The 24,323-nt window shown below is 42.9% G+C and carries 22 protein-coding genes and 2 tRNA genes; 15 read left to right on the top strand and 9 right to left on the bottom strand.

Features of this window, described 5'->3' with window-relative positions:
* Positions 1-4: 4 nt before the first annotated feature.
* From ACFPIK_RS01860 to secG, 7 genes are all read left to right on the top strand, one after another.
* The gene (locus ACFPIK_RS01860) at positions 5-1,249 is read left to right on the top strand and encodes an anthranilate synthase component I family protein (RefSeq protein ID WP_377911622.1); all 1,245 of its coding nucleotides are present in this window, start codon (positions 5-7) and stop codon (positions 1,247-1,249) included.
* Positions 1,250-1,268: 19 nt separating this feature from the next.
* Entirely contained in the window at positions 1,269-2,363 is a 1,095-nt protein-coding gene (dinB, locus tag ACFPIK_RS01855; protein WP_377911620.1) for a DNA polymerase IV, read from the top strand.
* Positions 2,364-2,478: 115 nt separating this feature from the next.
* Positions 2,479-3,954, top strand: coding sequence for a tRNA (N6-isopentenyl adenosine(37)-C2)-methylthiotransferase MiaB (miaB, locus tag ACFPIK_RS01850; RefSeq protein ID WP_377911618.1), 1,476 nt, complete (start codon positions 2,479-2,481; stop codon positions 3,952-3,954).
* 82 nt (positions 3,955-4,036) lie between these two features.
* Entirely contained in the window at positions 4,037-5,320 is a 1,284-nt protein-coding gene (locus ACFPIK_RS01845) for a sigma-54 interaction domain-containing protein (protein WP_377911616.1), read from the top strand.
* Positions 5,307-5,843 carry an LptE family protein gene (locus ACFPIK_RS01840; RefSeq protein ID WP_377911614.1) on the top strand — a complete coding sequence of 179 codons (537 nt, stop codon included), beginning with the start codon at positions 5,307-5,309 and terminating at the stop codon, positions 5,841-5,843. The genes ACFPIK_RS01845 and ACFPIK_RS01840 overlap by 14 nt, the downstream gene beginning before the upstream one ends.
* A gap of 31 nt (positions 5,844-5,874) precedes the next feature.
* Positions 5,875-6,612: a hypothetical protein gene (locus ACFPIK_RS01835; RefSeq protein ID WP_377911612.1), complete on the top strand. Its 738-nt coding sequence runs from the start codon at positions 5,875-5,877 to the stop codon at positions 6,610-6,612.
* Between the two features lie 10 nt (positions 6,613-6,622).
* Positions 6,623-6,976, top strand: coding sequence for a preprotein translocase subunit SecG (gene secG / locus ACFPIK_RS01830; protein WP_377911610.1), 354 nt, complete (start codon positions 6,623-6,625; stop codon positions 6,974-6,976).
* Positions 6,977-7,059: 83 nt separating this feature from the next.
* Here secG and ACFPIK_RS01825 read toward each other — a convergent pair whose 3' ends face one another.
* Together ACFPIK_RS01825 and ACFPIK_RS01820 are read right to left on the bottom strand one after the other, a co-directional pair.
* Positions 7,060-7,446: a hypothetical protein gene (locus ACFPIK_RS01825; protein WP_377911608.1), complete on the bottom strand. Its 387-nt coding sequence runs from the start codon at positions 7,444-7,446 to the stop codon at positions 7,060-7,062.
* Positions 7,447-7,644: 198 nt separating this feature from the next.
* Positions 7,645-8,355 carry a hypothetical protein gene (locus tag ACFPIK_RS01820; protein ID WP_377911606.1) on the bottom strand — a complete coding sequence of 237 codons (711 nt, stop codon included), beginning with the start codon at positions 8,353-8,355 and terminating at the stop codon, positions 7,645-7,647.
* A 223-nt stretch (positions 8,356-8,578) separates the two neighbouring features.
* On the opposite strand from ACFPIK_RS01820, the gene ACFPIK_RS01815 reads away from it, so the two are divergent.
* From ACFPIK_RS01815 to ACFPIK_RS01805, 3 genes are all read left to right on the top strand, one after another.
* Entirely contained in the window at positions 8,579-8,857 is a 279-nt protein-coding gene (locus ACFPIK_RS01815; protein WP_111391152.1) for a co-chaperone GroES, read from the top strand.
* 35 nt (positions 8,858-8,892) lie between these two features.
* Positions 8,893-10,521 carry a chaperonin GroEL gene (groL, locus tag ACFPIK_RS01810; RefSeq protein ID WP_377911604.1) on the top strand — a complete coding sequence of 543 codons (1,629 nt, stop codon included), beginning with the start codon at positions 8,893-8,895 and terminating at the stop codon, positions 10,519-10,521.
* A gap of 175 nt (positions 10,522-10,696) precedes the next feature.
* Positions 10,697-11,080, top strand: a complete 384-nt coding sequence (locus tag ACFPIK_RS01805) for a response regulator (RefSeq protein ID WP_377911602.1) — start codon at positions 10,697-10,699, stop codon at positions 11,078-11,080.
* A gap of 2 nt (positions 11,081-11,082) precedes the next feature.
* On the opposite strand, the gene ACFPIK_RS01800 is transcribed toward ACFPIK_RS01805, so the two are convergent.
* The 7 genes from ACFPIK_RS01800 to ACFPIK_RS01770 all read right to left on the bottom strand — a co-directional run bounded on the left by ACFPIK_RS01800 (position 11,083) and on the right by ACFPIK_RS01770 (position 18,179).
* On the bottom strand, positions 11,083-12,198 hold the full coding sequence (locus ACFPIK_RS01800; RefSeq protein WP_377911600.1) for a serine hydrolase domain-containing protein: 1,116 nt from the start codon (positions 12,196-12,198) through the stop codon (positions 11,083-11,085).
* Between the two features lie 3 nt (positions 12,199-12,201).
* Positions 12,202-13,710 carry a S10 family peptidase gene (locus ACFPIK_RS01795; RefSeq protein ID WP_377911598.1) on the bottom strand — a complete coding sequence of 503 codons (1,509 nt, stop codon included), beginning with the start codon at positions 13,708-13,710 and terminating at the stop codon, positions 12,202-12,204.
* 242 nt (positions 13,711-13,952) lie between these two features.
* Complete coding sequence (locus ACFPIK_RS01790) at positions 13,953-15,230, bottom strand: metal-dependent hydrolase family protein (protein ID WP_377911596.1); 1,278 nt, start codon at positions 15,228-15,230, stop codon at positions 13,953-13,955.
* 46 nt (positions 15,231-15,276) lie between these two features.
* Positions 15,277-15,684, bottom strand: a complete 408-nt coding sequence (locus ACFPIK_RS01785) for a GNAT family N-acetyltransferase (protein ID WP_377911594.1) — start codon at positions 15,682-15,684, stop codon at positions 15,277-15,279.
* A 231-nt stretch (positions 15,685-15,915) separates the two neighbouring features.
* Positions 15,916-15,999: transfer RNA gene (locus tag ACFPIK_RS01780), tRNA-Leu, on the bottom strand.
* A 35-nt stretch (positions 16,000-16,034) separates the two neighbouring features.
* A tRNA-Pro gene (locus tag ACFPIK_RS01775) sits at positions 16,035-16,108 on the bottom strand.
* 970 nt (positions 16,109-17,078) lie between these two features.
* On the bottom strand, positions 17,079-18,179 hold the full coding sequence (locus ACFPIK_RS01770; protein WP_377911592.1) for an AI-2E family transporter: 1,101 nt from the start codon (positions 18,177-18,179) through the stop codon (positions 17,079-17,081).
* Between the two features lie 249 nt (positions 18,180-18,428).
* Here ACFPIK_RS01770 and ACFPIK_RS01765 point away from each other — a divergent pair, with 249 nt between their 5' ends.
* From ACFPIK_RS01765 to hisC, 5 genes are all read left to right on the top strand, one after another.
* Complete coding sequence (locus ACFPIK_RS01765) at positions 18,429-19,283, top strand: alpha/beta hydrolase (protein WP_377911590.1); 855 nt, start codon at positions 18,429-18,431, stop codon at positions 19,281-19,283.
* 81 nt (positions 19,284-19,364) lie between these two features.
* Positions 19,365-20,495: a 1-acyl-sn-glycerol-3-phosphate acyltransferase gene (locus ACFPIK_RS01760; RefSeq protein ID WP_377911588.1), complete on the top strand. Its 1,131-nt coding sequence runs from the start codon at positions 19,365-19,367 to the stop codon at positions 20,493-20,495.
* A 348-nt stretch (positions 20,496-20,843) separates the two neighbouring features.
* Positions 20,844-21,704 (top strand): ATP phosphoribosyltransferase, encoded by an 861-nt coding sequence (gene hisG, locus ACFPIK_RS01755; protein ID WP_377911586.1) that lies wholly within the window; start codon positions 20,844-20,846, stop codon positions 21,702-21,704.
* Between the two features lie 193 nt (positions 21,705-21,897).
* A complete protein-coding gene (gene hisD, locus ACFPIK_RS01750; protein ID WP_377911584.1) occupies positions 21,898-23,193 on the top strand; it encodes a histidinol dehydrogenase in 1,296 nt (431 codons plus the stop codon).
* Positions 23,190-24,242 carry a histidinol-phosphate transaminase gene (hisC, locus tag ACFPIK_RS01745; RefSeq protein WP_377911582.1) on the top strand — a complete coding sequence of 351 codons (1,053 nt, stop codon included), beginning with the start codon at positions 23,190-23,192 and terminating at the stop codon, positions 24,240-24,242. The genes hisD and hisC overlap by 4 nt, the downstream gene beginning before the upstream one ends.
* The last annotated feature ends 81 nt before the right edge of the window (positions 24,243-24,323 follow it).

Below are 24,323 nucleotides of genomic sequence, written 5' to 3'. Positions count from 1 at the left end.
CAAGATGGATTACAACTCAAATTTTTACTCCTTCAATTCCTCTGATTGGAAGGAAAAACTCCTCTATTGGGCAGATAAGAATTTCCCATTTTTAGCTTGGACCACAGGTAATGCTCACAGCTACAGGCATGGAACATTTGGTGATTTTCTTTTCCTAGGGAAAGAAAAACTCAATGAGGATGAGCTTTGGAATCAGGTTTCTTGGAAAGTCGGAATTTTGGGGTATGACCTCAAAAACAGATTTGAAAATTTAACGAGCCAAAATCCTGCTTTCTTCCCATTGCCTGATTTTTGCTTTTTCTCACCCAATTGGATCTTTACCATCTATCCCGAAGGCATCGTTTCACAAAATCCAATCCCTGAAAGTTGGATTGCAGCTATTGACCGGCAAGAAATTCCTGTTGAAAAAAAAATTACCTGCCAGATCCTTCCCCAACTCTCCGAAGAAGAATACCTGGAAAAAGTCGCCGCCATTCAACAGCAAATCCTCGAAGGAAATACCTATGAAGCCAATTTCTGCCAAGCCTATTCAGGTGAATTTGAATCTTGGGATCCAATCAGTGCATTTTTAAGGCTCAACCAACTGTCAAAAATGCCCTTTGCCGCCCTTTTCAAAGCAAAAACAACATGGCTGGTATCAGCTTCTCCTGAAAGATTTCTGAAAAAATCCGGCAATCAACTGATTGCACAACCGATCAAAGGAACCATCACCAGACATACAGATCCAACGGAAGATCAAAAGAACAAAAATAGCCTCCTCTCAAGTGAAAAAGAACGAGCCGAAAATCTGATGATTACCGACCTGATGCGAAATGATCTTTCAAAAGTTTCCCAAACGGGCAGCGTGGAAGTGGAGGAATTGTTTGGCATTTATGCACTTCCAAGAGTATTTCAAATGATTTCTACCGTTAGATCAGAACTCATTCCCGGGGTTAATTTCAAAGAAATTATTGAAGCCACTTTTCCGATGGGCAGTATGACCGGCGCTCCCAAAATCAGTACCATGGAGATTTTAGACCAACTTGAAAGCTTTAAGCGAGGCTGGTTTTCCGGAGCCTTTGGTTGGATCGATGATCAGGGTGATTTTGACTTTTCCGTAGTGATACGCTCCATTATCGCGGACCTTGAAGAAAAAAAAATGTATTTTGGAGTGGGCAGTGCCATCACCATCGATGCTTCGGCAAGTCATGAACACGAAGAATGCGCACTAAAGGCCCAAGCCATCTTTGAGCTCCTCCGTGGAAACTAAACAGGAACAAACCCACCCGATGCGAAAAATTATCCATGTGGATATGGATGCCTTTTACGCCTCAGTCGAACAGCTTGATCATCCGGAGTGGAGAGGTAAGCCTTTGGTGGTAGGTGGAAATGAAGCCAGAGGAGTGGTCGCAGCAGCCAGTTACGAAGCCAGGAAATATGGAATACACTCGGCTATGGCCTCGGCGCTTGCCGCCAAAAAATGTCCAAACCTCATTTTTGCCAAACCCAGATTTGAACGATACAAAGAAATCTCTCTTCAAATCCGGGAGATTTTTTATGAATACACTGATTTGGTGGAGCCATTGGCATTTGATGAGGCTTTTTTGGACGTGACAGAAAATAAACTGGGAATCAAATCCGCCATTCTCATAGCAAAGCAAATTCGCCAAAAAATCAAAGACCAAACAGGACTTACAGCTTCCGCAGGTATTTCCTACAATAAATTCTTGGCCAAAACAGCTTCCGACCTCAATAAGCCAAACGGCCAGGCACACATCCTGCCTGAGGATGCGGCAATTTTTTTGGAAAAACTTCCCATCCACAAGTTTTTCGGTATAGGCAAAGTGACCGCTGAAAAAATGCAACAATTAGGCATCCATTCCGGAAAGGAGCTCAAGGAATTTTCCCTCCAGTTTCTCATCAAAAAATTCGGAAAATCAGGTCTTCATTATTTCAATATCGTCAGAGGAATCCACCTATCTGAAGTTCAACCACATCGCGTCAGAAAATCGCTCAGTGCTGAAAACACGTTTGAAAAAGACCTGATCACATCCGCTGAATTTGAAGAGAATCTCTATCCAATTTATGAGGAGCTTATGGGAAGAATAAAAAGGTCAGGAATCAAAGGTCGAACCATCACGCTTAAGATCAAGTATGCTGACTTTACCCTACAAACTCGCAGCAAAACACTTGATCAATACCCTGAAAATGAAACCATTTGGGACATTGGACTTGAACTCCTCAGACAGGAGGGCTTACCAAAACCCGTAAGACTATTTGGCTTAGGTTTATCAAATTTAAATGTGGTGGAAGAGCAGGAATTTTTGGATACTCAATTGAAAATCCCTTTTCTCCGGGAAGGAAACGAACAGAATAAAAGCTAGGGACTTCTGCCATTTTGTCCGCATTTTAGTAATTTCGCAACTCGTTCGTACAAAACAGGGTTTTAAGTCCTATTGACTTTTTACCAAAACCAAGATTTAGAAGTTCTATTCTACCATGAATCTGATCAAAGACATAGATATCATTTCCGCAGAAGAAGCGCAGGCTTGTGACTACAAAATTACTCCCGATGAAAATACGGGCAAAACCAAGAAGCTGTATATCGAGAGTTATGGATGTCAGATGAATTTCTCAGACTCTGAGATTGTCGCATCCATCATGAAAGAAAATGGATTTGACACCACCTCAGACTTTGAAAAGGCCGACGTGATCTTTTTGAACACTTGCTCGATTCGTGAAAAAGCCGAACAAACCGTTCGCAAGCGTCTCAGCCAGTTTAATCAGATCAAAAAAGAAAATCCAAACCTCACCATCGGAGTGTTGGGCTGCATGGCTGAGCGTCTCAAAGAAAATCTTCTTTCCGAAGAAAAAATCGTAGACGTGGTCGTAGGTCCGGATGCATACAGAGATCTTCCAAATCTGGTAGCAGTAGCGGAGGAAGGTCAAAAAGCGGTCAACACGTTCTTGTCCAGGGAAGAGACCTACGCAGATATCGCTCCTGTGAGACTTAACTCCAATGGAGTCACAGCTTTTATCTCGATCATGAGAGGATGTGATAACATGTGCTCGTTTTGCGTGGTACCGTTTACCAGAGGTAGAGAAAGAAGCAGAGATCCACATTCTATCGTATCAGAAGCCAAAGATCTTTTTGAGAAAGGCTACCGCGAAGTGACTCTTTTGGGCCAAAACGTAGATAGCTACAAATGGTCACCGGAAGAAAACAATAAGGCCCGACTCAATAAAAAGGAGGAAGAAGTAAGTCAAGTGGTCAACTTTGCCAACCTATTGGAACTCGTGGCACAAGTTAGCCCGCTTTTGCGAATCAGATTCTCCACATCCCATCCCAAAGACATTACCGATGAAGTACTTCATACCATGAAGAAGTACGACAACATCTGCAAATACATTCACTTGCCTGTCCAGTCCGGAAATAGTCGAGTACTTGAGATGATGAACAGAACCTACGACCGTGAATGGTACCTCAACCGAGTTCAGGCTATCCGGACAATTCTTGGAGATGAATGCGGAATATCTTCCGACATGATTGCAGGCTTCTGTACCGAAACCGAAGAAGAGCATCAGGACACGTTATCATTGATGGATATTGTGCAATACGACTTCTCGTACATGTTTTATTATTCAGAAAGACCCGGTACGCTGGCAGCAAAGAAGTTTGAAGATGACATTCCATTAGAAGTCAAGAAAAGAAGATTGGCAGAAATCATCGAAAAACAAAGTCAACTTTCCCACGAGAGAAACAAACTGGATTTGGGAAAAGAACAGTTGATTTTGATCGAGGGCACAGCAAAAAAATCAGACCAACAGCTAAAAGGTAGAAACTCTGCCAACAAGGTGGTAATTATCCCGGCTGGTGAGGCAAAAAAGGGAGATTATGTAAAAGTAAAAATCACCGAATGCTCTCCCGCAACGCTGTTTGGAGAAATCTTGGAAATCAATCCTGCTTTGACATGAGAATAGGCTTGCTTATTCAGGAGATGAAAAGTCACTTAGACAAGTTTAAAGTCGCATTTTCATTAGCGAAAAACTCAATAAAATGATCACAGCGCAGGAAATCCAAAGTGTCAAGCAGCGATTTGGGATCATTGGAAACAGTCCATTGCTTAACCATGCCATTCAGGTAGCCATGCAGGCCTCTCCTACCGATATGACCGTGCTCATCACGGGAGAAAGCGGCAGTGGTAAAGAAAGCTTTTCCAAAATCATTCATTCCCTTTCGCTACGAAAGCATGGCAAATTCATAGCCATCAACTGCGGAGCTATTCCCGAAGGGACGATCGATTCTGAGCTTTTTGGGCATGAAAAAGGCTCGTTTACAGGTGCACATGAAGCGCGAAAAGGATACTTTGAGGTCACAGATGGGGGTTCAATTTTCCTTGATGAAATCGGCGAAATGCCGCTCGGAACCCAGGCCAGACTGCTGAGGGTATTGGAAAATGGAGAGTTCATCAAAGTAGGTTCGTCCAAGGTCCAAAAGACCAATGTGCGAGTCATCACAGCTACCAATGTGAACCTGATCAAAGCCGTGGAGAAAGGCAAATTCAGAGAAGACCTTTACTACCGACTGAATACCGTACCGATCTTTGTGCCACCACTCCGGGAGCGAGGAGAAGATATGGTCTTACTTTTCAGAAAATTTACAGGAGATTTTTCAGAAAAATACCACGTCCGTCCGATCAGTCTAGATCCCGATGCCCAACAGCTATTGATGCGGTATGCATTCCCTGGAAACATCCGACAGCTCAAAAATATAGCCGAACAGATTTCCCTTCTGGAAGAGACGCGTGAAGTCAGTGCTCAGACGCTTGCAAGATACCTTCCTCAGGAAAGCACCAAACTCCCGATGGCAGTAGGTCTATCGTCCTCTGAAAACTCGGATTTTTCCGAAAGAGATATTCTCTACAAAGTCCTTTTTGACATGAAAAAGGACATGAATGATCTCAAAAAATTGGTATTGGAATCCTTCCAAAATGGTGGCCTCAACCCTTCGCTCATGCAAAAGCATCATGGGCTTTTTGAGGGGATTGATTCTGAACTTATATCACAGGATAATGGTGAAAAATCAAGCTCTTTGCCCATGCCTTTTGTCATTGATTCAAAAAAACCAACATCCTCTCTCGAAGAGGAATACGAAGATGATGTAATCGAAGACATTGTTCACGAAGAAGATGACAGTTCGCTTTCTTTGGAAAGGAAGGAAAAAGAAATGATCCTCAAAGCACTCCGTAAGCACAATAATAAACGCAAGTATGCGGCAAGCGATTTGGGGATTTCAGAACGTACGCTTTACCGAAAAATCAAGCAGTATGAAATTGAATAGGATAAAATTCCTTTTGGTTTGGGTCACTATTTTGGGACTTCAAGGCTGTGCGGTTAAGTATAGTTTCACCGGAACCAATATCAACTACGAGCTCGTCAAGACATTTTCGGTAGAAAACTTCTTCAATGACTCCGGAGGTGGCCCCGCCAACATGGAACAGCGGTTTACGGAAGCCTTGAAAGAATATTATCAGCGAAATACACAACTTGAGCTAGTCCGGAGCAATGGTGACCTTCAATTTTCCGGTTCGATTGTGAGCTATACCCTCACACCTCAGGCAGTAGTATCCAGTGGAGACCCAAATCTGCCTGATCGAGCAGGACAGATGCGTCTAACCATCACCGTGTCTGTAGAATACATCAATATGACCAATGAGGAAGAAAACAAAAAACAGACTTTTGCTTTCTTCAAGGATTATGATCCACGCACGGTAACCCTCTTGGACGTAGAAAGTGAATTGGTTGAGGACATATTTGAAACGATCATTCAGGATATCTTTACTGCCACTGTAGCCAACTGGTAAATTCCTTATATTGATATCAAAATCCCTGCTTGTGAACTCAAATCAATTTTTGGAACTCATCAAAAGAACTGATCCGCTTGAAAAAGCAGATTACATCCATCTGAAAAAAATTCAGGAAAACTTCCCCTATTTTCATTTGGCCCATGGATTGGCCGCCAAATATGAGTTCACCAAAAATGACGGAAAACCCGGTCAATCCCTTGCCATGGCAGCTTTGACCAGTCCAGATAGGATTTGGTTAAGGAAATGGATGGAGCAGTCTACAGAGGAGACACTTTCCCATACAGAAAAAGTGGACCTCATGCCTGAGGATGATTTCCAGGAGCAGGATCCGCAAAAAAGAACAGCCTCTTTGAAAAAGCTTGGGGAACAACTGAAAGGCATCACCCCCAACGAAGAAGAACCTTCCAAACCCAAACCAAAAAAGAGAAAGCCACCACAAGATGATCTAATTGAAACCATCAAGCGGAAGGAAAAAAGAGAAATTGTTGATTCGAAAAAGCGAGAGCAGATCGATTTGATCAAAGCTTTTAGCAAAAAAGACATCAAACTGGCAACTATCAAAGAAATTGAAGCCAATCAGAATACAGAAAATCTGGCTGACTCAAGCACCAAACTCAATGACAATCTAGTTTCTGAGACTTTTGCCAAAATTTTGATCAAACAGGGCAAAAAAGAAATGGCGAAGGAAATTTATGAGAAGCTCGCTTTGAAGTTTCCCGATAAAAGGACTTACTTTGCGAACTTAATTGAAAAACTGAAAGAATAATCCTTACCATATGTTTACTGTATTAATCACCGTAATTTTGATTTTGGCCGTTTTGCTTATCCTAGTTATCCTAGGTCAAAACTCAAAAGGTGGAGCCGGAGCGGCTTTCGGAGGTAGTGCTTCCCAAATCATGGGAGTGACACGTACCGGTAATGTTTTGGAAAAAGCAACTTGGATCCTTGCCGTTTCAATCATGGTCCTTGCCTTGGCATCCTCAGCGTTTTACACCTCTAGCCAGCCAAATCAATTTTCATCACCAAATATTGAAACTGCAAAGCAGCAGGTAGTGACGCCAGCTTTTGGTGATTCTACGAGCACTGCAATTCCTGCCCAGCCAGCTACAGCTGATTCAGCAGCAAACTAATCTTCCTCTTAATATTACTTAAAAGGCCTGCTTGGAATTCAAGCAGGCCTTTTGATTTTTCAGCTAATTCCTAGTGATTTTCACTAGACATTGCTATGATTAGAAAGGTGCTCTGTAAGTTCTTTTTTTACTCCTTCTTCGGAGGTCATCCAGGTGATACAATCATCTAGATTACTGAACAGCTCAATTTCAAGATTCAACAAAGGCCCTGAGAGCTTGAAAATGGACAACAAAAACTTTTGATTGAGGGTAGAATAAATCAATCCATATTTCTTTTTGTGTGGAATTGAAACGATAGAAGTGAATTTTTTCAAAAACTCATTGATGTCTATCCGATAAGCTACAGCTCTGCTTGCCCTAAAATCACAGATTAACGGGAAATAAGGAGAATAATCAGGCATTTGGGTTATTGCCCTTGTAAACTGAACCATATCCGTCAACCCCACATGACCAAAGAATTTTACGGTCATAAACCCCAATTCGGGAAAAATTTTAATCTGAAACTTTTGCTCTGACATACTTTACGGAGGAAAAGATAAACAAGAAAATAGGAAATCATAATTAAACTCCTCGAAAACAAGTAAATAAGTAAACCAACAGTAAAAATTAAAAATAAAGTGAGCACCTAAAGTTTTGCTTACAAATAAATCTTTTTCCTGACCATTAACTCAAACTTGTACATGGGGTAATAACAGTCGCTGCCCTATTGGCAATATGGTCTCTTGTATAGGGAAATTTTGTCGACTGTGAAGCCGCCAGGTAGCCGGATTAGGCAGATCTTTGAAATCCCTGATCAATTGCAGTTTGATTTTTTCAAGGGTCAAAGTCAAGGATTTCCTAAAGACACCAATCATCCAGATTGAGATATTTTTGAATTTTTCTCCAGCCAAGTGAACCAAGTTGCTTTTATACCGAAAGGCATGAATGTTTTCATCACTTTCTTGTGTGATCATTAAATATCCTTCCTTAGTATAAAGAGGCTGAATACCAACAGGTTCAAAAGTCACATTTGATTCCACATAATCCAAAATACTTCTACCCTCCTCAATTCTCTTGTTTAATTTGGGAAGCGCAAATGCAGTTATTTGAGTGATTTCTTCCATCACCTGATCCTCTTGAATCTTGGGTAAATACTGAAGTTGAGCATTTTTTAAATCAATTCCATTGAGCGCCTTAGGAAACAAGTTTTTCAATTCTGTCTTTCCGGAGTCAAGTTCTTTCAAAATGCGATGATGATCTATAAGGTCGCCAAGCGTGGGATAAACTTTGACAGATCTAAACTCCTTTTCTGCTTCTTGGAGATAAGATAGCAATTGGTACTTTTTGTACTCAAAATCAATCCAACCTTGAGTTATCCAGTTTTTTGGTAATGTCTTCATCTGCTTCTTCTAAGTTGCTTCCACATAAATTACTAAATTCTGACATTTTTTGCTGACACAAGAGAAATTTTGACAGTAAAATATGCCATGGACCGGCCGCCATTTCCATGAAAAATCACACTTTTACGGCCGAATTGTCAGAATTCTCAATTCTAAAGTCCTTGGCACAAGAAGTGATCAAAGGGCTGTAGCATTTTAATCTAACCTTAAACAATACATATCTATGTCAAACGTGAACATCAAACCTCTCGCAGATCGAGTGTTGGTACAGCCAGCTGCAGCTGAAGAGAAAACTGCTTCCGGTCTTTACATTCCGGACACAGCCAAAGAAAAGCCACAAAGAGGAACTGTCGTAGCAGTGGGTAACGGCAAAAAAGATGAGCCATTGACTGTAAAAGTTGGAGACACTGTTTTGTACGGAAAGTATTCCGGCACTGAGCTCAGCGTAGATGGCAGCGACTACCTCATCATGAGAGAATCCGACATTTTCGCAATCCTTTAATTAGTTTAATCAATAACTGAAAAAATCAAAATAATATGGCTAAACAACTGTTTTTCGATACAAACGCCCGTGATCAATTGAAGAAAGGCGTCGATGCATTGGCAGATGCAGTAAAAGTTACATTGGGCCCTAAAGGTCGAAATGTCATCATTGACAAAAAATTCGGAGCTCCTACGATCACCAAAGACGGTGTATCTGTAGCAAAAGAAATCGAGCTGAAAGAACCAATCGAAAACATGGGCGCTCAGCTAGTAAAAGAAGTAGCTTCCAAAACTGCTGACAATGCAGGTGACGGAACTACTACCGCTACTGTTTTGGCTCAGGCAATCTTTGCTGTGGGTATTAAAAACGTAGCCGCTGGTGCAAACCCAATGGATCTTAAAAGAGGTATTGACAAGGCTGTCGCCGCCGTTGTTAACCAACTTAAAGAAAACTCCAAGCAAATCTCTACTTCCAAAGAAATCGCTCAGGTAGCTACCGTATCTGCTAACAACGATGAAGAAATCGGTAACATGATCGCCGATGCCATGGACAAAGTAGGTAAAGACGGCGTCATCACGGTGGAAGAAGCTAAAGGAACAGAGACTGAAGTAAAAACTGTAGAAGGTATGCAGTTTGACAGAGGTTACCTTTCTCCTTACTTCGTGACCAATACAGAAAAAATGGAGGCAGAATTGGATCATCCGTTTATTCTGATCTACGACAAGAAGATTTCTTCCATGAAGGAATTGCTTCCTGTACTTGAGCCAGTAGCTCAGGCAGGCAAGCCATTGTTGATCATCGCTGAAGATGTGGACGGAGAAGCTTTGGCTACCTTGGTAGTAAACAAAATCAGAGGTGCTTTGAAAGTAGCAGCTGTAAAAGCTCCTGGATTTGGTGACAGAAGAAAGGCTATGTTGGAAGACATCGCCATCTTGACAGGTGGTACTGTAATCTCTGAAGAAAGAGGTTTCAAATTGGAGAATGCCACTCCTGACATGCTCGGTAGAGCTGAGAAGATCAACATCGATAAAGACAACACCACCATCGTGAACGGTGCCGGTGATGCCGGTGCAATCAAAGGTAGAATCGCTGAGATCAAAGCTCAAATCGAAAAAACTACTTCAGACTACGATAGAGAAAAACTTCAGGAAAGACTTGCTAAACTTTCCGGAGGTGTAGCTATCCTTTACATCGGTGCTGCTACCGAAGTAGAAATGAAGGAAAAGAAAGACCGAGTAGATGATGCCTTGCATGCTACCAGAGCTGCTGTACAAGAAGGTGTAGTAGTTGGTGGTGGTGTAGCTTTGGTAAGAGCTGCTTCTGCGTTGGACAGCCTTAAAGGTTCAAACGACGATCAGGACACAGGTATCAACATCATCAGAACAGCAATCGAAGCTCCATTGAGAACGATTGTAAGCAATGCCGGTGGCGAGCCTTCTGTAGTGATCAACAAGATTAGAGAGAACAAAGGCAACTTCGGTTACAATGCTAGAACAGACGAATACATGGATCTTTTCGAAGCTGGTGTAATCGATCCAACCAAGGTAACAAGACTTGCTCTTGAAAATGCCGCTTCAATCGCAGCTCTACTTCTCACTACAGAGTGTGTGGTAGCAGACGTGAAGGAAGATGCTCCTGCAATGCCTCCAATGGGCGGCGGAGGAATGGGTGGAATGATGTAATTTCCATTTGCTTTCAATCCAAACAGGGGGGATCAATCAGTCCCCCCTTTTTTTTATCTTATGAAATAAGGATTTGCTAGCCAGGCAAAATAAAAAGGTGATCAAACTTTTTTCTCAGAAAAGGAATAATCGTATTTTGTCACACTAACTCTTTGTAATGCCTGTTTGAAATTTAATGACGCAATTTGACGCTATTTTTTTGGTGGACGACGATCCAATCAATAACCTGATAAATAAAAGGTTGCTATCCAAAACCGGGATCAGTCATCACATAAAGGAGTTCCTTGGTGGAGAAGATGCCCTTAATTTATTAAAGGATGTTCCGGACGCTCACCAGCTTTTGATCTTTTTGGACATCAATATGCCTGTATTAAATGGATGGGAATTTTTAAATAAATATTTAGAATATTTTCCTAAGAGAAGAGATAGGATTATCATTCTATCTAGCTCGATAGATTTTCAAGACAGACAAAGGGCTCAAGAATACCATATTGTGTCAGGATTTTTAGAAAAGCCTCTCACGCTCGAAAAAATCGCCAGTCAGCTCGGGCCAATCTGACTTTATTTAATAACCAAAGACATCCTATCCCAAAATTGCCTGATCAGCAGATAAGGCACAGGTAAGTCCCCTGGTGCTCCACCCATCCTCACAATTACCAGGTTTTGAGAGGGTACCACCATTAGAAGTTGGCCATTTTTACCAACAGCCATATACATATCCGAAGGACCAGAAGGAATAAGCGAACCGGAGTAAACTCTTGGATTACCTGGTAATTGATAACTCTCCTGACCGTTGATCCATAACTGATAACCAAAGCTTTCATTGGACTTTTGAGTGGATTGTATCATTTCGGAATTATAAGAACTATTCCAAAGCTGCTTGCCTGCCCAATTTCCCTTTGCTAACAAAAGCAGTCCAAATCTCCCAAATGACCTTGCGTCGGAATAAAAACTTTGCGTCTGACCTACTTTTTGCCAAAAGCCTTTCATACCAATTGGATCTCCTATTTTTTCTTTGAAATAGGCTTCTTGATCTTTTCCGGTTACTTTCTGAATGACTTGCTCCAGCAGTGAAAAAGTGGCGGGATGGTAGGCCCATTGCTGACCCGCATCAGTCTTGTAAGTAAGGCTTTTAGGAGAAACATCATAGAGATTTTTAACCTGATCATTGATCCCAGTGGTGTAGGACAGATGGTGAACCAAACGGATATTTTTTTCCTTGGCAATAGGCATAGAAGTCCATCCCCCATCAAGGTGTTTTTGTGTGCGATCTTTGATGCTGAGTAACTTCTCCTGCTGAGCGATCCCCATTAATCCTGCTGTAATCGCATTTCCTGCTGCATCCCAATACCAATAAGAATTTTGATCCATACCGCCTGTACCGGTGAGTTTAGCCCCCCAATATTCCTCTACTACAATCTTACCGTCTTTCAGCACGAGGAATGCTCGTGTATCCTGAGTAGGCAACCATTCCAGCAATTCTTGAAGAGCGGCTTGATCCCAGTTCAAATCACTGGCCTTCAGCTTTTCCCAATCTGTCGAGGCTGTTGGATGAGGAGGGAAATACAAACCTAAGGCAGATTGTGCCTTGGTACTTGGTTGGTTAAAAAATAGCCAGCATCCCAAGAAGAAGAGTACTCCAGGAACTAGGCGGAATCTTGAGATGCTGGGATTCATGAGTTACTTTCTAAGTGTATCTTGAATAAATTTCTTCAAATCCTCACGGAATAATTTGGCCGAAGGTAGGTGGGTGTACATCATGTGGCCCGCTTCATAATAGGTCATGATAATTCGGTCGGTGGCAGATTTTGGCAAGCCGATATGAGAGATAGAATGCTCTACGCCGTTGAATACGGTAGCGAGGTCGTAATATCCATTCATGATCAAGACCTTTGTATGTGGATCCTTGCTGAGTGCTTCAGCCATGTCTGGCAGAGTAGTTACCGCAGCATCAGCACCCCAGAAATTATTCCCCTGATGTTTCCAGTCCCACTTGAATCCTTCTTTGGAATAAGCCGAAGTAGCATAAAGCAAGTCCTTACTCACCCCTAGGCTGCCATGGTAATAATCCAAAAATCCCATGGTATAGGCAGGAGAAATAGCATCACTTTGAGGGTCTGTAAATGCAGACATGGACATGGGGTCAAGGTTGATTCCCTTGTAACGCGAATCCAAACGACCGACAGTCATCCCATCTTTTCTCAGCAATTCTTGATAGTACTCATTGGCAGTGATTTTGAGATCCGCTCTTTCCCATACCTCGCTGGATATGCCGGTAAATCCCTCCAATTTTTTAGCTACTGTTGATTTTTCAGAGGCGGTAATACGGTTACCCTTGAAAAGTGCCGGAGCGTATTCATTTTCGGTAAACTCTCTCACCTTTTGAACAAATGAAGGGAGGTCGGCCCCCTTGTCGGCTACTTTTCCATGATACCAACTAGTAGCCGCTACAGTCGGCAAATAAACGATGTATGGCAAGTCTTCATTGGGCGCGAAGAAAAGCGTGCGAAGGTCAAACACGGCAGACACCATGATGACACCATTCAGCGCATATCCTTTATCCAACAGGTAATTCATGACTCCGGCATTTCGAAAAGTACCATAGCTTTCTCCCAAGATGTATTTCGGGGAATTCAGCCGGTTATGTTCTTTCAAAAACTGCATGATAAACAAGCTGGTGCTGCGGATATCCTGATCCACACCCCAGAAGTCAGACCCTTTGGCCTCCCCTATTGGGATACTCAATCCCGTTCCCACAGGGTCCATCATGACCACGTCAGCTACATCCAATATGGAAAACTCATTGTTTGCCAATTCATAAGGAGCTGCCTGGTTATAATTTGGGTCATTAACGACAATCCGCTTTGGCCCCATGATTCCCATATGTAACCAATACGAGGAAGACCCCGGACCACCGTTGTAAGCAAAAACGATCGGCCTGTTTTTCTCAGGATTCTCCTTGAAATAAGCTGTAAATCCATAGAGCGCAATCGGACGATTATTCTCATCCTTGAGCTCCAGTGTACCAGCTTTGGCGTTGAGATTGATCACTTTGCCATCGATGGTCACGGATTGCTTAGATTCAAAAACCTGAGCTTTCGGTAATAGAGTGCTTGTAGTTTCTTTTTTTTCCTGAGCTAAAACAAAGCTGGATACGAATAGGAATACGAGTAGAAGTCTTATTTTCATATAGTTAGTTTTTTATGTTAAAGTTTAGGTTTATGGATATAGTCCTGTTGTCAGAGTTATTCAGTTGTCGGGTTGTCCTGTTGTCTGGTTGTCGAATTACAGTGTTGGTAGGATTTCTTAAGTATTTCACTTTAAACCTATTTAATGACTAAATACACAAAAACTACTTAACAATGATCACTGACTACTACCCCCTGATTACTGATCACTGAACTCTGATCACTTCAAACTGACTACTGACCTCACTGCTTAAATATCTTCCCGTCTTTCATCACAAAGATCACGTCCTTCATCACGTTGATATCTTGGTCGGGATTGCCATTCACCGCAATGATATCAGCAAGTTTTCCCACTTCAATGGTCCCCAACTTATCTTCTATTCCCATCATCACTGCTGCATTCAGTGTGGCAGATTGGATCGCTTCCAGATTTGGCATACCGACCTCCGTCATATAGACAAACTCGCGGTAATTTTCCCCATGAGGAAAAACTCCTGCGTCCGTTCCAAAGGCAATTTTAACTCCCTTCTTATAAGCTTTGGCAAAGGTCTGTTGGATCTGAGCACCGATCCGCATGGCTTTGTCTCTCACTACAGGAGGATAATATCCCGGAATTTTGGCATACTCCGCCGCAGACATACCTGCTGTCACTGTGGGAACAAGCCAAGTACCTGCCTCCACCATCATATCCATCGTTTCTTCAGTCATGAGGGTACCGTGCTCAATGGAATGAATACCTGCCTTTACCGCACGCTTCATCCCTTCATCTCCATGGGCATGGGCTGCCACATGGATTCCAAAATCCTTGGCCGTCTCCACCACTGCCTCCAACTCATCCTGCTGGAATTGTGGTGCGGAACCATCCCGTGCGACAGAAAGCACACCACCTGTAGCAGTCACTTTGATCACATCGGAACCATATTTAACAGCTTGTCTCACAGCCTTTCTGGCATCATAAGGCCCATTGATCACTCCCTGATCCGGTCCCGGGTCACCCATCAGTTCGCGCTTGACTCCATTGGTTGGATCTGCGTGACCTCCCGTTGGGGCAATCGATTTACCTGCGGTATAGATACGTGGACCTACGACTAGACCGTTGTTGATGGCATTTCTAAGGGCAATATTTACTCCTGATCCTCCCATGTCCCGAACCGTCGTAAATCCTGACATCAAGGTAACTTGGGCATAAGGAAGTGCCTTATAAGCCACATCTGCCTCATTATCTCTGAATCCATCCACATATCGGGTAGGACTCGTCTGATTCTCAATGTGCACATGCATGTCCATCAAGCCAGGCATCACAGTAGATTTTTTCAAATCGACTACTTTATCTCCTTTGGCAGGATTCTGATAGCCTGCAGTTACAGAGACTATTCGATCGCCTTCTACCACAATGGTTTGCTCGGTGAGTACTTTTTGCGATTTGACATCGATCAGTCGGCCGGAATGGATGATAGTTTTTTGGGCAAAAACTCCTAGGGAAAGCAGCAGTGCGAGACACGTGAAGCCAAGTTTCTTCATAGGTAATAAGGATTGGGTGGTTTTAGGGAGTAAGTTAAAAGAATAATCACAAAAGGGCCTCGCCAGGCTTCAGCTGATAGCAACGCTCATGTAATTGAAAGCCTAATTTTTGGTAAAAACCCTCTGCATCTTCCGCAGAAAAGAGGAAGATCCTAGCTCCAGGTGCCAGATCTCTGGTAAAGGAAATGATTTCTCGTCCAATACCTCTTCCCTGGTTATCCTTGGCAACTGCCAAATCTGCGACAAAACATCGGTAACAATAATCAGACAGTCCTCGAAGCAACCCAATCAATCTGCCATTTGACCTTGCCGTAACCAAGACATTTGATCCTAGGATCATAGCATTAAGCAACTCCAAGTCCTCCATGGGTCTTCTTGCTGCCAATCCAGAATCTGTCAGGATTGCAATGTATTCTTCCAGTAGAATAGTATCTTCTTGTTGAAAAGTGATCATAGAAGCCACAAGTGATTAGTACTCTAATTTATGACAGGAGGCGCAGGATTTAGCAAACAAGCCGAACAATCTCTCAAAGACAATCATGCCCTTGGAAAAATCAGAAAAAAACTCAAGTTCTCGGATCAATGCTGCACGGGTGAAAATGCCGATTTGAATGATTTAAATGACTCTATAAGACATAGATAGTGAAACAAAAAAGCCTCTCAGATGATCTGAGAGGCTTTTTTGTGCGGACGAAAAGATTCGAACTTTCATGCCAGTGAAGGCGCTGCCGCCTGAAGACAGTGCGTCTACCAATTTCGCCACGTCCGCAAAGGCTTATTTTGAATCTGGATTAGTATTATAAGTCGGGGTGGCAGGATTCGAACCTACGACCTCCACATCCCAAATGTGGCGCGATACCGGGCTACGCTACACCCCGAAACTTTTTTCTTTTATTTTTTTCAAACAGCCATTTGCTATTTGAGGGATTCGAACCTGAGACCTTCCCGATCGCAATCGGGACTAGATACCGGGCTACGCTACACCCCGAAACTTTTTTCTTTTATTTTTTTCAAACAGCCATTTGCTATTTGAGGGATTCGAACCTGAGACCTTCCCGATCGCAATCGGGACTAGATACCGGGCTACGCTACACCCCGAAACTTTTTTCTTTTATTTTTTTCAAACAGCCATTTGCTATTTGAGGGATTCGAACCTGAGACCTTCCCGATCGCAATCGGGACTAAATACCGGGCTACGCTACACCCCGAAACTTTTTTCAATATTTAATGAATCAGCCATTTGCTATTTGAGGGATTCGAACCTGAGACCTTCCCGATCGCAATCGGGACTAGATACCGGGCTACGCTACACCCCGAAACTTTTTTCTTTTATTTTTTTCAAACAGCCATTTGCTATTTGAGGGATTCGAACCTGAGACCTTCCCGATCGCAATCGGGACTAGATACCGGGCTACGCTACACCCCGAAACTTTTTTCAATATTTAATGAATCCCATTTACTGATTGAGGGATTCGAACCTGAGACCTTCCCGATCGCAATCGGGACGAGATACCGGGCTACGCTACACCCCGAAACTTTTTCTAAGACCATTTGCCTTAGAGTGGTGCAAACTTAGAAAAAAAAAGATTCCTAGGTTACCAGAAGAGACAAAAAAACAGAGATCCTTCACTTTTATTTTAGCCGAAGCGATTAAGTTTTTGATTTTCTGGTATTTACTTTCAGAATTTATTTTTCGAAACGAAATCAAAACCTTCTCCAAAGGAACTGATAGAAATGGATTAGTTTTTTTTGAATAATCCCATTTCAATTGAAGATTATCAATATCAAATTGATCAAGATTAGGAAAGAAAAAACGACCTATTTATTCCAGAATAGGGCTTCATTTCTTTAGGGAGTTCTATTTCCATCCTTCCCGGATGAAATCTTCCTTTGAAGTAATTTCCAAAAATTTTCGGATGCTTCTGTCACGGTAACATCGTCACTAAGCAGATATCCAAAAGGCTTTAGGTTATCTTTTCTTTCAAGGGTAATTTTCAATACTCCAATCAATGGAATAAACAATACCATTCCAGAAACACCCCAAAGCCATCCTCCTATCAAAATCGCAAAAATCACCGCAAGGGCATTGACTTTGACTTTGGAGCCTACCACCAATGGGGTAATGACATTGTTTTCAAAGAGTTGAATCCCCCAAAGTGTCGCAAAAGTAAGTAAAGGATAAAACAAGGTGTCAGTAGTCAGAAATACATAGAGGATTGCAAACAAGGACGAAATGAATACACCTACATAGGGAATCAAGTTCATGATAGCGATAAATGCGGCAAAAAGGATAAAGAACTTTACCCCAATAAGATAGAAAAATAAGCCTGCCAAGATGGCTACAATCGCAGTGACTCGGATGATCCCAATGAGATAGGATTGAATTACTTTACTCGAGTCGCTCACCCAGTGAATAACCGCCTCTTTATTTTTGGATGAAAATCGAATCAAAAACTCAGCAAAGAAGTCTTTGTAATACAACAGTAAAAAAGTGTATAGAGGAATGATTCCTATCAGGGTCAATGACTTACCTGTCGAAAACAAGGTCTCATTTAGGTTTTCGCTCCTAAAATAGGCCAATAAGTCTGTCTTGTGATCTGGATCCAAAAAGCCCTCCCCTAAAATCAAACTCAATTCATCATAGTAGCGATGAAGTTTTCCTTTGATGTTTTCTCCGATCTCGGGGATTTCACGAATCAACCCTACCATTTGATTGAGTAAGACATAAAAAATCCCAAACCCAATGATCGATACCAATAAAATACTGGTAAAAATTGCCAATCCTCTCGGAAACCTTTTCCGCTCAAACCAATCTGTCATAGGATAGAGTGCGAAAGCAAAAAATACCCCCCAGATCAAGGGGACAAGAATAAAAGCCCCTTCTTTCATGACTATGGCTCCAAAAACCAAGATCACCAGAAAATAGGCTGTACTTTGCAACGTCTTCATACCTGTGTGGAAACGAATTTGATTGGAATATACAAAATACCACACATCCAAAAGATGGATTCTTTGCTGAGAGGTGAAGGAATACTTTGTTTGATTCCGTATTTTCGAAACTGATTAGCAACGCTTACTTCTCGAAAACAGGTCTCTTTTGGTTTTGAAAAGGCAAAGCTACCGGACAACTTATCTCCTTACAGTTTGATTCACCCAAATCATGCTAGTATTTGCTCATCCTACAACCCATTCACCCCTATGAAAAACCTATTCCTATTTTGGCTTTTATTGGTTCCTGTACTTGCTTTCTCACAAGCAAAAGTGGATACCATTTCTGTCTACAGCCCTTCCATGAAGAAAAACCTCAAGGCGGCTGTCACGTTCCCATCTTCCTATTCCAAAAGCGATCAACGATTACCTGTACTTTACCTTTTGCATGGAGGATCAGGCGCCTTCAATGACTGGCATCAAAAAGTAACTGAAAAAGGACTGGTCAATAAAATGGCTGAAGCATACAATCTCATCATCGTCACTCCAGGAGTAGGACCGGCGAGTTATTACTACGACAGCCCGATCATGGATTCAGTCAAATACGAGACCTATATTACTGAAGAGTTGATCCCCCATATCGATAAAACCTACCGAACCCTTGCACAAAAAGAATCACGAGCCATTTCTGGACTGTCTATGGGTGGTCATGGAGCCATCACCCTTTCTGCCAAGCATCCGGAGCTTTTTGTCACTGCAGGGAGTATGAGTGGGGTAATGAACATCGATACCCGCATGTGGAAAGTGCCTGAAGATTTCCGAAATACGCGATTGGAAGGACAAAAAGCCATGCTGGGAAACATCAACTATGACGCACCCACATTTAATCCCTACACGGCAGTAGGATTGGTGGACAGAATCAAAGAAAATAAACTGGCCCTGATCATAGACTGTGGTGTGGATGACTTTCTGATCGAAACCAACAGACAAATGCATGAGCTACTGGTTGCCAATGGAGTAGCGCACGAATACATCGAGCGTCCCGGTGCACACACTTGGCAGTATTGGACAGAAGCACTACCTGTGCACTTGTTTTTTATGAACAAGTACCTCAAAAGAGATTGAAGCATCCCTATTATCCATTAGCTGATTTGCTTCAATCTTTCAGGTAATTTTTGCTTTTTGCACCCCAATCTTCACCCTACTATGTCAAAGTTTGACCAGATACGTCCTTTTTATGATGCGGAAGTGAATGCTGCCATCAGGCAAATCATTCATGACCCGATGCTGGAAGCGATGATGAATTTTGCCTTTCCAAATGATTCGGTTGGGAATTGGAAAAATCTGATGCTACACACGCATTCGTTGAGAGATTTCCAGATCAACTTTATCTATCCAGCATTAAAAAAGGTGCTGGAGAAAAGCTCTGAGGGCCTTTCCTCAGGTGGATTTGATCAGCTCGAACCCAACACCGCTTACCTCTTTATCTCCAATCACCGAGACATCATACTGGACACTTCTTTACTGAATGCCTGTTTGTATGAAAATGGTTTGGTAATGACTACTTCTGCCATTGGCGACAATCTGATCAAAAAACCTTTCCTTCATACCCTTTCCAAACTCAATCGCAATTTTGTCATTCGGAGAGGATTATCCGGAAGAGCTCTTTTGGAAAGTTCAATCCTGGTATCTGAGTTTATTTCCAAGTCTTTACTCCGCGAAAACCGCTCCGTGTGGACTGCCCAGCGCGAAGGACGTACCAAGGATGGCAATGACGTGACCCACAAAGGGGTATTGAAAATGCTAACCCTTGCAGAGGAGTCTCAAGACTCATTTTCTTTTTTTCAAAAAGTCAAAGTGGTGCCTGTTTCAATTTCCTACGAATACGACCCCACGGATATTCTCAAGATGCCTGAACTCCTTGCCAAATCAAGGGACGAAAAGTATGTAAAAAGTGAAAACGAGGATTTTGTAAACCTCCTCAGGGGGATTATGGGAACCAAAAAACGAATTCATATACAAGTCAATGGAATCCTTGACTCAGAAGTAAATGAAATCGCTTCCTCCGATCTCACTCAAAATGAAAAGTTGGGCAAATTGACCGAGGTGATCGACGAAAAAATCTGGAAAGGATACAAACTCTGGCCAAGCAATTTTATCGCATATGACCTGTTGAATAAAGGAGAAAAATTCTCAGCGCACTACACTGCTGAAGAGAAATCTTCCTTTGAAAAAAGACTTAGAGACAAAATAGACACCACCAATGCTGTGGTACTGGAAAATTTTCTTTCCATGTATGCCTATCCGGTGATCAATCAATTAAACCCGAGTATTTAAGGGAGTTATATTTCTGGACAACCTAAATTTTTACTTATAAATCTAAAGGAATTAAACTATCGAATTGATCCCAATGGCAGATTGCAAAAGTTCTAGTTAGCGAAAGAAAACACTCCCGCCGTTTGGATGTTTCTATTCCAAGTCTATCTTTGCCAACGAAAATGGAAAACACCAATAGAAATATTGAATTTTTAGCAACAGCACAGCATGCGCATAGGTTGCATCATTTCCATCATTCCTCTTGAGAGGAAGACTTTTACACACCCACCCGGTGATGCTGATGACAGGGATTCGGCCATTCACCAAAATTTAATCCAAACCAAAACTTTCCTAGCGTAACTTGTCCCCATGGAACAGATTATCCGTATTGCCGTGCAGAAAAGCGGCCGACTTTCAGATGATTCCCTCAGCTTGATCAAAGAGTGTGGCATCAAATTTTACAACGGAACAGGCAAACTTAAGTCCACTTCCACCAATTTTCCTGTCGAATTCCTTTTCCTCCGAGATGACGATATTCCTGGCTATGTAGCAGATGGCGTTGCAGATTTGGGAATTGTAGGTGAAAATGAACTCGTCGAAAAAGATAAAGAGGTTCTGACGCTGAAAAAACTCGGTTTTTCCAAATGCCGACTTTCTCTAGCCATTCCAAAAGGTCAGGAATATCCAGGAGTACACTATTTTCAGGGAAAAAGCATCGCTACCTCCTACCCCAAAATTCTCGGCGACTTCCTTCAATCCAAAAATATTCAAGCCGAAATCCATGAAATCAGCGGTTCGGTCGAAATCGCCCCAAGCATAGGTCTGGCCGAAGGAATCTTTGATATCGTGAGTTCGGGCTCAACCCTGATGATGAACGGACTCAAAGAAGTTGAAGAGGTATTCAAATCCGAGGCAGTTCTGATCGGAAACAAGAATTTGGCCGACTGGAAAAAAGTCATTTTGGACAAACTCCTCTTCCGCATCAATGCTGTCCAAACGGGCAAAAGCAATAAGTATGTGCTGATGAACGTGCCCAACACCTCCATTCCAAGAATCATCGAATTGATTCCGGGAATGCGTAGCCCTACGATTTTACCCTTGGCGCAGGAAGGCTGGTCGTCCGTGCACTCTGTTCTCAGCGAAGATCAATTCTGGGAAAACATCGAGGAACTCCGCGCCGCCGGTGCAGAGGGAATCCTAGTCGTCCCTATCGAAAAAATGGTGTTATAAATCCCTTTCAGTGAATAGGTAATCGATTCCTTTTAGGAATAAACAAAAAAGTTTGAAGTTCAATTTAAGCTCAAATTTTGTGATTCTTCGGTCGCTTGTACTGAGCTTGTCGAAGTATCGGTCTTCCGTCCCAAAGACTTGATAAAAATTACAAACTCGCTGAGTAACGTACTTATAAAAAAATTGCAACAACATGAAACTCCTGGTCAATCCAAGTCCTGAAAAGTGGAAAAAGCAACTGGCCCGCCCGGTGCAGAAAACCAAGGAAATCAATAAAATCGTCAAGCCGATCTTCGAAAAGGTGGAAAAAAACGGGGATAAAGCCCTGAAAAAATTCGCCCAAGAATACGATCATGTGAGCTTGGATAGTCTACTGGTCACTCCTGAAGAAATCAAAGCAGCCAAAGACCAAATCAGCAAAGAACTCAAAGAGGCGATCAAAACCGCCAAAACTAACATCGAGAAGTTTCACTCGGCTCAAGCCACGCCGGAACTGATCGAAGAAGTGATGCCTGGCGTGGTCTGCAGAAGAAAAAGCGTACCTATCCAGCGAGTGGGACTTTACATTCCAGGCGGTACAGCCCCACTTTTCAGTACCGTACTCATGCTCGGAGTTCCGGCAAAAATCGCTGGTTGCGCAGAAATCGTCCTCTGCACACCACCCAATCGGGAAGGAAAAATCCATCCGGCAATTCTTTACACGGCCGATTTGGTGGGAATCACCAAAATCGTGAAAGTGGGTGGAGCACAAGCTGTGGCAGCCTTGACTTTTGGAACAGAAAGCGTGCCTCAGGTGGACAAGATTTTCGGCCCGGGAAACCAATATGTGACCGCTGCCAAGCAGTTTGCCACCAAATACGGTGTCGCCATCGATATGCCTGCCGGACCTTCCGAGGTCTTGGTGTACGCAGATGAAACTGCGGTTCCTTCATTCGTAGCTTCCGATTTGCTTTCTCAGGCAGAGCATGGCGTGGATTCTCAAGTAGTCTTGGTGACTCCTTCGGAAAAGTTTGCCAAAAAGGTCTTGAAAGAAATCGATGTGCAATTGGAAGACTTATCCCGAAAGGACATTGCTTTCAAGGCACTCCAAAACTCCACCGCCGTGGTGATGGATGATCAACAAACTGCTTTGGAACTCATCAACGACTACGCTCCGGAGCACTTGATCATTGCGGTGGAAAATGAGGAAGAAGCTGTGGAAGCGATCTACAATGCTGGTTCGGTATTCATCGGAAACTTCACCCCTGAATCAGCCGGTGACTATGCTTCTGGCACCAACCACACCCTGCCGACTTACGGCTATGCCCGCAATTACAGTGGCGTGTCATTGGATAGCTTTTTGAAGAAAATGACTTATCAAAAAATCACTCCCGAAGGACTCAAAACCCTCGGGCCAGTGGTGGAAGTCATGGCTTCCAACGAGCAACTGGACGCGCACAAAAACGCCGTCACGATTCGTCTCAACTACCTGAAAGAGAACAAAAAATGAGCTTTGACTTAAATTCGCTTTTGCGACCACATATCGCAAAACTTCAACCTTATACTTCAGCTAGAGACGAGTACACCGGTAAGGAAGGGGTATTTTTGGATGCCAATGAAAACCCGTTCGGTTCGATTACCGAGCAGGATTTCAACCGCTATCCTGACCCTTATCAAAGTGCGCTGAAGGAAGAAATTGCCAAAATCAAGGGTGTTAGACCCAGTCAGATTTTCTTGGGCAATGGTTCGGACGAAGCAATCGATTTGCTTTACCGTGCCTTTTGCAATCCGGGAAAAGATAACGTGATTCTCCTTCCTCCCACCTACGGGATGTACGAAGTGAGCGCCAATATCAATGATGTCGAAATCCGCAAAGTCGCTTTGACTCCGGATTTCCAACTTCAGCCTGATCAAATCCTCGCTGCTGCAGACGCCAACTCTAAAATCCTCTTCATCTGCTCGCCGAATAACCCATCGGCCAACAAGGTCAAGCGGGAAGACATACTCTTCCTTTTGGAAAATTTCAAGGGGCTGCTTGTCGTAGATGAAGCCTACATCGATTTCAGCGACGAACCGAGCTTTACCACTGAATTGGATCGATTTCCCAACTTGCTGGTCATGCAGACCTTTTCGAAGGCTTGGGGCTTGGCTTCCCTCCGACTTGGGATGGCTTTTGCCAGTGAGGAACTGATTCGGATCTTGAACAAGATCAAGCCTCCTTACAATATTTCCGGCTTGACCCAGGAGACCGTTTTGGCAGCGATCAAGGACAAAGCCAAAGTGGACCGGATGATTCAGGATATTTTAGCCGAACGGGAATTTCTGAAAGGTGAATTGGAAAAATTGCCATTTGTCCAAAGGATTCATCCCTCCCACGCCAACTTCCTTTTGGTCCAAATCCCAAACGCCAATCAGGTATATGACGATTTGATTGAGGAAAAGGTAATTGTCAGAAACCGGGCAAAAGTGCTGCTTTGTGCAGATTGTCTCCGAATCACAGTAGGGACAAGGGAGGAAAATGAAGCACTGTTGAAGGCGTTGAGTAAGGTTGTAAAATAGTCCACAGTCGACTGACTACGGTCGACCGAAAAAAGCAAAACGAAAAGACTTTTAACTAAACCAGCTATGGACAGTGGTCCG

It is taken from the genome of Algoriphagus aquatilis, from assembly GCF_042657405.1.
Lineage (GTDB): Bacteria > Bacteroidota > Bacteroidia > Cytophagales > Cyclobacteriaceae > Algoriphagus > Algoriphagus aquatilis.
This window is presented reverse-complemented; position numbering and strand designations above follow the sequence as displayed.